Origin of the sequence: Thiocystis violacea (assembly GCF_016583565.1) — a bacterium.
Classification (GTDB): Bacteria; Pseudomonadota; Gammaproteobacteria; order Chromatiales; family Chromatiaceae; genus Thiorhodococcus; species Thiorhodococcus violaceus_A.
Map to the genome: position 1 here is coordinate 1 of NZ_NRRF01000098.1, position 10392 is coordinate 10392.

Here is a 10392-nt window from a genome sequence, read left to right on the forward strand (position 1 = left end):
ACGCCCCCTGTGTTCGCTTCGCAGGCGGGATCACTCCCGCACCACGCCACACTCGGTTCCGGTGGATGGCCAATCCTTACCGGCTCGGGACTTTCACCCGGTGGGCCGCAACAAGGAGTTTCCGATTTGCTTATCCGTTCGCTATCTTCCTCTCCTTCCAGGCTTTGCCTGGCGCAACCGAAGGATGATCGACGCCAAAAACCGCATCGAGTATCGGCGCCGCCAGGTAGACGTGCGGCCCCGCGTTCCAGTTGGCCGGTATTGGCCTGCACCAGGCGCGCGGGTTGCTGGCAGCAAAGGGGCCAAAGCATTTGACCAACAGCCGCTCAAGCAGGGAGGTTTCGCCTTCCTGCCGACCCTCCAGCCTACCTTGCTCCAAGCCGTGCTGCATCCCTCGCCCGAGAACGAACCGCTCGACGCTGGTCACTCAGCGCATTTGCGTCTCATCGTTCATCAGTCGAATCCCACGCCGAACGGAAAATACCCCGTCCCGCGTGGCGGGCGCCCCCACTCCGCGTCCGGTCGCGCCAGGCTGTCGCTGGAGATGTCAGTCGGCCCAGAGGGCATCGAGCGCGAAGGGCGCGGCTTCAAAGGGCTCGGCTGCGACCGTGGCATCGTCGACGAAGCTCGCCAGCAGAACCCATTGGGCGTCCCGTAGTCTGAATGCCTCCAGGGTTCTAGCGCTCGGGTCGGCCAGCCAACAGTAAGGGATGCCGCTGACCGCGTAGAGCGGGAGCTTGGTCATTCGATCGATCCGTGCCGTGGAGGGCGAGAGCACCTCGCCGACCCAATCTGGCGTCATCTCGATCCAGGCGGTGTCCGGAAGCTGTGGCAGACGCTCGCGACGCCAGCCCGCGAGATCGGGCACCACGATGTTGGCGCCCAGATGCAACTCTGGCTCATCCAATATCCACCAGCCGCCCGACCCCCCGCCCTTGCCTTGGTCGAAAGGGCCGCCGATCTCGACTCCCAAGGATGAACTGGCGCGTGCATGCTTCGGCGCGGGCCGCGGATGCGTGTGCAGCTCACCGTCAATGATCTCGCCGACCAGCGTGGCGGGGAGCGAGAAGAGATCAGCGTATTCCGCGGGGCGTTCTTGTGGACGAGGCATCGCGACGTAACTCTCAGCGGATAGCCGTAGGGCATTGTCGGGATGCTACGCTGAGCGCCGTTGTCGCCGCAAATCCAGACGACCAATTGACATCCCCATCAAAGATCCGTGCCCAGTCAAGGCTGTTCTACGTTCTACCGATACTTGCGGGGCCGATCCATCGGCGTGCAATTTGAGACCCGCCCCTGACCCGTCCCGCTGACCGGAGAGGGGCAGGCCATCCGCCCCGGCAGCGGAGTAAACTATCGTTGGAAGGATGGTGCGATGTGTCTTGCGTCACGGACCCAACGGAAACCACTGGCAACGGGCGATGAAAACCGACCACCCTATTTATCTCTTCCTGTCCGCGGGCGCGGAAGCCTTCCGGGTGCTGACCGGAGGACAGCGGCTCATTGGGGACTATCGCTTTTCCTCGCTCACGATCAAAGGCCTGGAGCGGCGCCTGGATGGCATCTTCGAACCCGAGGGACACGCGGGTCCGGTCTATCTGGTCGAGTTCCAGGGGCAGGCGCTGCCGAAGACCTGGTATAACCTGCTGACCAAGATCGGCCTCTATGGCGAGCAACATCCCGAGTGCGATGTCGTTGGCATCGGGGTCTTCCTCCGTGCGCGGGATGCGCCGCGCTATCCCAGCCGAGCGGGGGTCGCGCAGTCATTGACCCTGGCTGTCTTCCTTGATCGCGTTCTGCCCGCGCGGATGGAGCGCGAGCCAGACAACCCCTATGTGGCGGTCTTTGCGCCCCTGCTGATCGAGGATGACGATGAGTTGCGGGCGCGTGCCCCGACGTTGTGGCGCACGGTCCAAACGGCGCCCCTTGAACCCGCAGCGCGGGACGTGCTAGCGCAGGTATTGGAATTTTGGTTTTTCGAGCGATTTCGCGGTCTCACCGCGAAGGAGATCTGGGCGATGTTGAATCTGGTGACCCCCATTCAAGAGACGCGAGCCTATCAATCGATCTTTGCCGAGGGCAAAGCTGAGGGCGAGGCCAAGGGGAAGGCTGAAGGGAAGGCTGAAGGCAAGGCCAGTGCCCTCAAGCGACAATTGGCACGGCGATTCGGCGCACTACCAGACTGGGTGGGGCCGCGCATCGACGCGGCCTCGATCGAGCAATTGGACGCCTGGCTTGATGACATCTTCGATGCCGCGAGCCTGACCGCCCTGATCGGCCCGGCATCCGACTGAACGCCAAGCCGACGTAGGGTTTTCAGTTGTTCCAGTCGAACGCGGCATTCGCCCCGTCCGAGATCGTTTGAATGTTGCCGCATTGCCGCCGGAAGCGTGCGGAACGATGAATAGCCCCGTACCGCTTGGGGCATCACGCCCAACGATGCCGGCACTCGCACGTCTGGCGCGTCCGTGCTGGATTGCAAGACTTGGCCCCTAATGTCCCCTACCCTAATGTCCCGAACCGCTGCGCAGTGCGCGCCCGACCAGCCTAGAGATACCGCAGAGCGGCGATGACTAGGGCCGCGCTAGTGGCGATGAAGCCGACCAGCCAGAGAAAGTGCTGATCATGGCGCTTGAGCATCTCGTCGAAACGCTTATCCATGCTCGTCTGCATCGCCTCGAAACGCTTGTCAATCTGTTCGAAACGTTTGTCGACCTGTTCGAAACGCTTTTCGACCTGTTCGAAACGCTTGTCGATCTGCTCGAAACGCTTGTCGACCTGTTCGAAACGCTTGTCGACCTGTTCGAAACGCTTGTCCATGTCCGCGCGCAGTAACGCGGAGCGTTCGTCCGCCTGCGCGAAGCGTTCGTCCATCCGCGCGAATCCTTCGCGCATCAGCTCCCGCTGGTGCTTGAGCTCTTCCTCCACCCGCACCATTCGCTCGCGCAGTTCGATCTCGTAGACCAGCGGCGGCTTGCCAAGGCTCTGCTCAGCCAGCCATTCACCGAGATGAGCTTTGATGAAGGCGATGTCTTCCTGGCCCAGGGCCATGCTGGATGCTCCTCGCGTGGTCAATCGTGACAGTGCTTAATCGGATTCTACCGGAGAGCGGCAACGGCCGCAGGGCGACATGGATCACGCGCGGGAAGGATCCAGATCCTGCATGGACCCGAGCCCGACCCCGCACGACTGCTTCTTTCGCGAGAACTTCGCGCGACCCGCGATTGCCGAGGATTTCCTGCGACACAACCTGCCCGCCGAGGTCCTGGCCTAGATCGATCTCAGCACCCTGACCATCGCGAAAGACAGCTATGTCACCCCGGAACTGCGCCAAATCTATTCCGATCTGGTCTATCAGGTCGCCTGTCGTGGGAAGCATCACGGCAAGGCATTCACCGTCTATCTGCTCTTCGAGCACAAAAGCCAACCGGATGACTGGGTCATGCTGCAACTGCTGCGCTACATCGTCGCCAGTGGCGACGCGTACCGCAAACAGCACCCCAAGGCGCGCCGCCTGCCTCCGGTCTACCCCCTGGTGCTCTATCATGGTCAGCGCGCCTGGCGAGTCCCAACCTGCTTTCACGATCTGGTCAGTCCACTTCCCGAGGCGCTGGCGCCCTACGTGCCCCAATTCCGCTATGACCTGCATGACATCTCCGCGCGCAGTGACACCGAGATCAAGGGCGAGATCCTCACCCGGCTGATTCAACAGGCATTGCGCAACATCTACAGCGACGAGCCACGCGAACGCCTGCGCGAGTTGCTGGACCTCATTGATACGGTCATCGACCAGCCCACCGCGCTCGATATCCTGGAATCACTCCTACGCTACTATGTCCAAGGTACCCGTCGCCTGGACGAGCAGACCGTGCGGAGTTTGCTGATCGAACACCGACCTGGAGAACCGCTGATGCAGACATTCATCGAGAAATATATCGAGCAAGGCGAGCAACGCGGCGAGCAACGCGGCGAGGCCAAGATGCTGCTGCGTCTGATCGCGCGCAAATTCGGCCCCCCAAGCGAGCCCGTGCGCGCTCGAATCACGCAAGCCGATCCCGACACACTTCTAGGCTGGTCCGAGCGCATCCTGGTCGCGCAAAGTCTCGATGAGGTGTGGCATTGATGCTGGTCCGTGGACGCGGCCATGTTGGCGGATGACTCACGCGCCAGCCGAGTGAAAGTCGTGACGCTCGAGCCGTGTGTCATGATCTTCAGCCGGACGTCGCATTCGCCCCGTTCGGAACGGTTGGCATGTTGCCGCCTTGCCGCCAGAAACGCGCGGGGCGGGGTGAATGCCCCGTCCCGCTTGGAGGTCGCGCGGCCACGATTTCCTGGATCAGGAACTGGCGGAGGTCGTGCGCGACGCCGAGTGGGCGATGGGTGGCCCTGCGCGTCCCGCATCGCGGCTTCCCCGGAAACGGTCGTCGAAGCGGGCTCGTAAACAATTCGAGCCTGACCCCTTTAATTACCTAATGCCTGGTCCTAATGCCCGGCGCATGTTCGCGCTCACGGCCATGTCAGAAAAGCGGCTGGACTGACGATCCTGACACCATGAAAGGGATCCATGACCAGCAGATCCTGGTCACCGCTGATGATGGCCGTCGCCTCGCCGTTCAGCGCGACATCCAGGAATTGATCATCCCTCGGATCGCGACAGGCACGGATGACGCGCACAATTGGCACGATCCGCGCCACGCCGCCGAGCAACTCCACGAAACGCCGCCGATCCTCGGTCGTGACATAAGCATCGAACTTCGGGCGGTTCAAAACCCTGACCAGTTCTTCCAGGGTCGCTTCGGAGACCAGGAGCACGCCACGCGCCAGCGCATGATCCACAGCCTTTGCAGCCACTCCGCGAGGGCAGAGTAGACGGCTGATCAGGATATTCGTATCCAGCACCCAGCGTGCCTGTTCACTCATCGGCAAGGAGTTTGGCAAGCGTTGCCTCGTCAAGGCCGGCCGCTTTCGCTGAGTGACCCACCTGGTCGCAGAAGCGCTGGAACTCGGTGACGTTAAACCGGACCAGACGCTCGTACTCCTGCATCGACAGCACGACCGCGACATCGCGTTTCTGGCGCTGGATCACAACAGGTTCCCTCGCGGCGGCCTCAATGACTCTCGCCAGCCCCTGTTTCGCCTCGCTTGCCGTAAAAGTGAGCATTGTTGACAGTCCAAAATGTACGAATTGGACAAACTATATCAATGATCCGAGTCTGACGCACGGCCTCGACTGGACAGCGCTCCCAACTGACCGCGAAAGCATCGAGCCCATCCTTGCTGTCAAGCCAAGGCTGTTCTCCGATACTTGCGGGACAGATACCTCAGCGTGCAATGGGAGACCCGACCCCGGTCACGCGCGGCCAATCGACGTCCGTGCCAATCCTCAGCGTTATCCGGTGGCCGTTCTACCCACCCTTTATCAACCAGGGTTCAATGTCGATGGATCCGACCGGCATGCCGTCCTGGCGCGATAGCACCATGACGATGTCTTTGTTCTTCCCTCGCAAGGGCAGATACAGATAGTCATCGGGTTGCCCGCCTGTGCGTGTCAAGAATCGCTCCAAGGCGCGCTTTGCCTTCACATTCTTGGATGCCATGCCCCGGATGTCGAGACTATGCTCGGTGAGTTGCTCGACATCCGGTCGGTAGGGTTGATACAGCTCGGTGCGGTATTCCACATCCTTCCCGCCGTTCATAACCACATCGACTAGAAACTCTTGGAGTTTCTTCGGATCCTTGGGTGGAGCCGCCTCCGCTAGGATTGGACCGACCCCCATGAAACGCTTCAATTCGGGAAATCCGAGCTGATCGAAATTGACATCCGCCGCCGTGACGGCGGTAAAGCGGTCGATCGTAAAGATAGCGAACGCCGGGCGCTGCTGGTAAATCAGCGAACCGCCATAGGCCAAAGCCGCCAATTGCAGCCCCACGATGACACTCATGTCAAATTTCAGGCTCAGTTTGCCCGGCTTGAAGACAATCAGAGTCAAAATAGGTCCGAGCACCACATCCACCCCGGCGAGGATGCGCAGAACATTCCAGCCACCATTGATCGCGAAATAGGGCGCTGGATACCAGGCAAGCCACATAACGCCCAAGAACACGAGCATTATCGAGATGCTGGCGGATAGATGAATGGCGAAAGCCTTGGTTTTCGTCATCAAGGTCGAGCTTCCTGAGAGGCGGATAAACTGCGGAGGATCATTGTGGGCTTTGAGAACATGCTTCCGGTTGCAATAATGTCTTCAAGAGTGATCTCAGCAAGGCCCGTCCCCGCCGCGCTCGATCATGCCGAAAATTGGCGGCTTGTCCTTCGTCAAGGTGCCCCGTCCGGGAGCGCTCCTTGTGTCCGGCCACGATGTGCGCTTCATCGCATTCCACCACGCCGCTCATGCGCACCGCCCGAAGCCCCCCCCTCACGCAGCTGCTACGCTATCCCCTAACCATCGCTTTCATTCAGGCCGAGTTCCTCGGCGATTCGAAGGTTCGACTGGTTCGTCCCATTACAGATAGGAAAACCACACCGACAGCGGCTGATGCCGTCCCATGACAATCTTCCCCGTCAGGTCATCGAAGCGTCTCGCGCAGTAGCGGCAACAGGCCATGTGTCGGTAGTTGCGGCCACGATTTACGACCTTATTGGACCCGTAGCGTGGGCAACCCGTCCCGTACGGTCAACGCATCCGTCCGACTGCTTCGAAGCATTTCTCTTAGTCAATCAGATTGTTGAGGCGGCAGATCAGTGTATCGGGCATCGAGGAACACGCAAAACTCTACCATGTCCTCAAAGCCCACAATTGAGTCTTCCGCCGCGCTATTTGCACTCCCAAGGCGCGTATCGCCCAGGCAGCGTGCCAAGCACGATGCTTCCGAGTCCGCGGGCGGTGGCATTGGTGCTGGTGGTACCCGCGCAGGCCCAGTCGATTGCACCTAAGGATGCCGCCGTTGGTGCCGCATTCTGAACATTCGGAGTAAATACCAGGGTCGTTCCGTTTAGCGTCGTCGAAATGCCGTTTGCGAGAGTGGCGGAGATCACGACGGTTACGTTCCACGGAGATGCTGCCGCAATCTGGACGTCACTAACGTACTTGGATTGTTTCTGTGCTTGCGCCGTCGCGTTGAAAGCAACTGCGGCTGCAGTCAGGCCGCTGATTCCGTCGGTCTGGAACGCCTCGCTCATCATCCCCTTTGCCGCCGAAGCAGCGATCACAGCTTCGCTGGTCTTGGCCTTCACTGCGTAGTCTTGGTAGGCTGGAACCGCGATTGCGGCCAAAATGCCGATGATCGCAACAACGATCATCAGCTCGATTAACGTAAATCCTGAGTGAACTCTTGTCATTTCGAATACCAATACGCCATTTGATAACGTACCCGGAAGACCTTCTCGCGGAAACGACCCTAAAGCAATGTATGCCGACGAAGAAAACCGCTCGGATAGTATTCGAGCCTAATCGGGTGATCGCTGCCAGAAACTAATGCCATCAAGCTAGACGGAAAGGATGCAAAAAAAGGCATTTGCTATAGCCAATCATGGCGTTCATTTTTTATAAGATAAGGAATTGACGACGAGCCTGTCAAAATGCACATAGCACAATCAGAGAGATCGATACCCGACGCAGCGTCGAGTATCGACCCAACTACTCACTCAGCTGTTACTTGCACTCGGACGGCGCATACTTCGCTGGCAAGGTTCCGGCGACGATGCTGGTCAAGCCGCGCCCTGTTGCATTCGCGTTGGTGGCCGACGCGCATGCCCAGTCGATCGCACCTACGGATGCCGCTGTCGGGGCCCCAAGTTGAACGTTCGGCGTGAACACGAGGGTATTCTGATGCAAGGTTGTCGGGATACCGTTTGCAGCGGTTGCGGCGATCGAGACGGTAATGTTCCATGGGGTTGCTGCGGCGATCTGAATGTCGTCGATATATTTAGACTGCTTCTCTACTTGCGCGGTGGCGTTGTACGCAGTCGCCGCAGCGGTCAATCCAGTGGTTCCGTCCGTTTGGAATCCTTCGCTCATTAGCCCCTTGGCTGCCGAACCGGCGATTACGGCCTCACTTACCTTTGCCTTAACCGTATAATCCTGATAAGCCGGAATCGCAATCGCCGCCAAAATACCAATAATCGCCACAACGATCATCAGTTCGATCAAAGTAAAACCAGCCTGATGCTTCTTCATAATTCAATCCTAATTAAAGTGATGATGTCGACTGAACGCGGAGCCCGGTTGCGGCCCCTTGTCTTTAGCCGCGTCTCTCTGGTCTCCCGCGACAGTTAATGCAGCGCCTGTGCCAACTTCATCATCACGCGTCGCAGATCTCTCGAAAGCATGAAAAATCATGGCGTTGTGTGAGCCCGTGCCGACCCCGATGCAATCACACAAGGTGCGAGATCCGAGTCGATCAAGCCCGAGCACGTCAGATAGTGACGACCCGCGTCAGATCAGCGCCCGGCTTCGGCTGCGCCGCCGGGGATGGTGGAGCTTCGCCCCAGCATGCGCGCGATCGATGCCATGCGGCATCGGCGCGAAGCGCGTTGAGTAGGCGACCCGCGGAGGGACGCGCCCGCCGAGATCAAATGACAAAGACGTCTATGGCCGCCAGCGGTTTTGCCCGCTGCGCCATCTTGCGATCGAATGTCGCGAAGCGCTCAGCGGCCCCGCTGCTGGCGAGGTGCAGCGCATCGGCAAAGTCCAAGCCGTGCTCGTACCACTCAAGCGCATGGATCAGGGCGCTCGGATCTTCGAACTGCACCGCATGGAGACCGAGCACTTTCCGCAACGTCGCGGCGATGACATCGCGCGGTCGCTCGTAGGAGAAGCGCAGCACCCATTCGACCTCTAGCAGCACGGTTTTGGGGATGAAAATCTCCTCGCGCTCGAAAAGCGAGATCCCGGGACAGTTTGCTGGATTGCCGCCCCATCGCGCGAGGTATCGGGGCTTCGGTCGATTGTTGAACGGCACGCCTCCCGATCGGAGGTTTGCCGGCGGCGGCGAACGAGGGCGGGGAGGCGAGCGCGTAAGCGCCCTGGTTGAAGCGGTGTCCTGTCTTGCCGCCGCGACGCTCGCCGCGCGCGGCGGCAAGCCGCTCCCACCCGTCTGGGCGAATCCGCTAGACTTGCGCGATGACAGCCGACAGCCAAACCGCCGACCCGACCGCTCAGAGCGACTACGATAGCCCGTGGAAAGAAGCCTTGGAGCGCTATTTTCCGGAGTTCCTCGGGCTGCTGTTTCCGGCCATCCATGCCGAAATCGACTGGACCGCGCCCTACCGCTCGCTCGACAACGAGCTGCAGCAGATTACCGGTGATGCCGACAGCGGCCGGCGCTACGCCGACAAACTGCTTGATGTGCGCACAAGAGACGGTCGCGAGACCTGGGTGCTGGTCCATGTTGAAGTGCAGGGCGATGCGCACGCGGTTTTTCCCAAGCGGATGTTTCGTTACAACGACCGGATACGCGATCGGTATGACCGTTCGGTGGTCAGCCTGGCGGTGCTGAGCGATAGCAACCAGCGATTTCGCCCGGTGCGCTATGAGGATGGGCGTTGGGGCTGTCGGGTTGCCTTCGAGTTTCCGATGGTCAAACTGCTCGACTACGCCGAGCCGGATCGCTGGGCGGCCCTGGAGGCTAGCGACAACGTCTTCGCCTTGGTGGTGATGGCGCAGATCCGCGCCAAGGTCACTGACGATGCCGAAACGCTCAAAGGCTGGAAATTCCGCCTCATCCGCCTGATGTACGAGCGCGGCTATGAGCGCGCGCTGATTCTGGAGCTGTTCCGACTCATCGACTGGATGATCCGCCTACCTGCGGGACTGGAAGCAGACTTTCGCCAAGAACTCTATGCCTACGAGGAGCAACAGCGTATGCCTTATGTGACGACGGTTGAGCAAGCGGGTATTCAGCGGGGCGAAGCCATCATCCTGCTGCGCCAGCTGAGCAAGAAGTTTGGCGCTGAAGTGGTCGAGCATTACCGCACGCGCATTGAATCGGCTGACCCGAAGCAGCTTGAGGCTTGGTGCGAGCGCATCCTCAGCGCCGAGACCCCGGAAACGATTTTCCACTGAGAGGGCGCAGGGTTAAGTCTTGAAATCGTAACAAGCCGAGGGTCACGTAACAAGCCGAGGGTCAGGTCTCCCGTTGCACGCTCCAGCCGCAAGCCGAGGGTCAGGTCTCCCGTTGCACGCTCCAGCGAATTGTCCCCGCCCCTGATGCTGACTAAACTCGTCCCATGCACCACCCCATCGACCCCAAGATCGACTGCGTATTCAAGGCCCTGCTGGGGGCCGAGACCAACCGCACTCTGCTGATCCACTTTCTCAACGCCATCCTTGGCCCCGATCTCCCAGCCCCCATCACCTGGGTCGAAATCCTCAATCCCTACAACGACAAGGA

General features: G+C 60.0%; 11 protein-coding genes and 1 pseudogene. 4 read left to right on the forward strand and 8 right to left on the reverse strand.

Features of this window, described 5'->3' with window-relative positions; genetic code table 11:
- Positions 1-547: 547 nt before the first annotated feature.
- On the reverse strand, positions 548-1111 hold the full coding sequence (locus CKO23_RS22145) for a Uma2 family endonuclease (RefSeq protein WP_200335204.1): 564 nt from the start codon (positions 1109-1111) through the stop codon (positions 548-550).
- 310 nt (positions 1112-1421) lie between these two features.
- Here CKO23_RS22145 and CKO23_RS22150 point away from each other — a divergent pair, with 310 nt between their 5' ends.
- Positions 1422-2294, forward strand: a complete 873-nt coding sequence (locus CKO23_RS22150; protein WP_200335206.1) for a DUF2887 domain-containing protein — start codon at positions 1422-1424, stop codon at positions 2292-2294.
- Positions 2295-2547: 253 nt separating this feature from the next.
- Here the strand turns inward: CKO23_RS22150 and CKO23_RS22155 are convergent, their stop codons facing one another.
- Positions 2548-3051 (reverse strand): hypothetical protein, encoded by a 504-nt coding sequence (locus CKO23_RS22155; protein ID WP_200335208.1) that lies wholly within the window; start codon positions 3049-3051, stop codon positions 2548-2550.
- A 112-nt stretch (positions 3052-3163) separates the two neighbouring features.
- Here CKO23_RS22155 and CKO23_RS22165 point away from each other — a divergent pair.
- Positions 3164-4123: pseudogene (locus CKO23_RS22165) on the forward strand (Rpn family recombination-promoting nuclease/putative transposase).
- Positions 4124-4506: 383 nt separating this feature from the next.
- On the opposite strand, the gene CKO23_RS22170 reads toward CKO23_RS22165, so the two are convergent.
- From CKO23_RS22170 to CKO23_RS22195, 6 genes are all read right to left on the reverse strand, one after another.
- Entirely contained in the window at positions 4507-4920 is a 414-nt protein-coding gene (locus CKO23_RS22170) for a putative toxin-antitoxin system toxin component, PIN family (protein ID WP_200335235.1), read from the reverse strand.
- Positions 4913-5161, reverse strand: a complete 249-nt coding sequence (locus CKO23_RS22175) for a type II toxin-antitoxin system Phd/YefM family antitoxin (RefSeq protein ID WP_200335217.1) — start codon at positions 5159-5161, stop codon at positions 4913-4915. Before CKO23_RS22175 ends, CKO23_RS22170 begins: the two co-directional genes overlap by 8 nt.
- Before the next feature lie 244 nt (positions 5162-5405).
- The gene (tfpZ, locus tag CKO23_RS22180; protein ID WP_200335219.1) at positions 5406-6161 is read right to left on the reverse strand and encodes a TfpX/TfpZ family type IV pilin accessory protein; all 756 of its coding nucleotides are present in this window, start codon (positions 6159-6161) and stop codon (positions 5406-5408) included.
- 653 nt (positions 6162-6814) lie between these two features.
- Entirely contained in the window at positions 6815-7339 is a 525-nt protein-coding gene (locus CKO23_RS22185; RefSeq protein WP_200335221.1) for a pilin, read from the reverse strand.
- Positions 7340-7652: 313 nt separating this feature from the next.
- The gene (locus CKO23_RS22190; RefSeq protein WP_200335223.1) at positions 7653-8177 is read right to left on the reverse strand and encodes a pilin; all 525 of its coding nucleotides are present in this window, start codon (positions 8175-8177) and stop codon (positions 7653-7655) included.
- A gap of 394 nt (positions 8178-8571) precedes the next feature.
- Positions 8572-8961 (reverse strand): PIN domain-containing protein, encoded by a 390-nt coding sequence (locus CKO23_RS22195; protein ID WP_200335225.1) that lies wholly within the window; start codon positions 8959-8961, stop codon positions 8572-8574.
- Positions 8962-9122: 161 nt separating this feature from the next.
- On the opposite strand from CKO23_RS22195, the gene CKO23_RS22200 reads away from it, so the two are divergent.
- The gene (locus CKO23_RS22200) at positions 9123-10064 is read left to right on the forward strand and encodes a DUF4351 domain-containing protein (RefSeq protein WP_200335227.1); all 942 of its coding nucleotides are present in this window, start codon (positions 9123-9125) and stop codon (positions 10062-10064) included.
- 164 nt (positions 10065-10228) lie between these two features.
- Positions 10229-10392, forward strand: a 164-nt coding sequence (locus CKO23_RS26040) for an Rpn family recombination-promoting nuclease/putative transposase (protein WP_242482654.1), incomplete at its 3' end; no start/stop codon positions are given.